This window comes from Paenibacillus sp. sgz302190 (assembly GCF_059820445.1).
Window position 1 is genome coordinate 1 of sequence record NZ_JBZYAO010000097.1, and the last position, 1,223, is coordinate 1,223.

The 1,223-nt window shown below is 45.1% G+C and carries 1 protein-coding gene; it reads left to right on the top strand.

The features are described 5' to 3' along the window. Nucleotides 1-47: 47 nt before the first annotated feature. Entirely contained in the window at nt 48-1,004 is a 957-nt protein-coding gene (locus AC6RNO_RS36620; RefSeq protein ID WP_474679780.1) for a tyrosine-type recombinase/integrase, read from the top strand. The last annotated feature ends 219 nt before the right edge of the window (nt 1,005-1,223 follow it).

The window sequence follows — 1,223 nt, forward strand, 5'->3', positions numbered from 1 at the left end:
ATGTCGTACAATATCAGTTATACGACATAATGGCAGGAGAAAATGACATGAACCAAGACGAAACGGCATTACTTACGAATCAGGATCGCACTGGGCACTCTTATACGGATGAACAAATCATTTCCATGTTTTTGAGCGTGCGTGCGGACTCCCCATATACGATGCGCAATTACAGAAGGGCTATCGAACTGTTCAGGCAGTTTATTAAATATAGGCCGCTGCGCGAAGTGACGTGGAAGGACCTGGAAATTTATAAATTAGGCCTAATGAAAGGCTACTACAGCATCCAGCGAAAACAGCTCGCTCCGGCCACAGTGGCCAATTTCATCGCGCCTTTGAATTCCTTGTACAAATGGGGCAGCGACCCGAACATTCGCATTTTCGACAACAACCCGATGTCCGGCGTTCGCCCGCCCAAGATACAGATCACAAGCAAGCATCACTATTTGACTAAACAAGAAGTGGGGCGGCTGTTAAACCAGCTCAAGCAGCAAAGTTTCCGAAACTATCTCATCGGATTGACCCTGGTTTTGATGGGATTAAGGGTGTCTGAATTAACGGCTGTGGAGTGGGGGCATTTTCGCAAAGATCCCTTGGAAATCTCCATGTGGCTGACCGTGATGGAAGGCAAAGGCGGGAAACAGCGGGAAATTAAAGTGCCTCAGCAGCTGTGGGTTTTCCTGACGGAATATTTTGATTCGTTCTCCGGAAAACAGGAGGAACCGGTTCGAAATAAACGGCTGTTTCCGCTGTCCGTCCGGCAAGTGGAAAGGATTATCAGCAAAGCTTGCGAGCAGTGCGAACTTGGGAAAAAGACGACACCTCACTGGCTGAGACACACTAATGCGACTTTAGCCTTGCTTCACGGCGCATCGCTGCAGCAAGTCCAGGAAAATTTGGGACATGCTCATATCAATACGACACAACGATACCTGCATACGGTGGAGCAAATGAAGAAATCGGCGACGGATTACGTGGAAGACAGCTTGAGTGAATATTTGTGACGGATTTTATTTTATGGAAAATTTTTGGTTCAAATTACAAATAATTGGTTGCTAATATAGTAAAATATAACTATAATTAAACAGTCGGAACGTGTATAATTGTAGTATTATGTAATATTATGTCGTATAACTGATATTGTACGACATAAGGCGCAACAGCATATAGGTCTGTTACCTCAAATGCAAATCTGCGTTCAAAAAACGACCGAACGGGTGGTG

Coding starts and splice junctions, on each gene's coding strand:
- AC6RNO_RS36620 (WP_474679780.1), top strand. CDS start 48: ATGAACCAAGACGAAACGGCATTACTTACGAATCAGGATCGCACTGGG.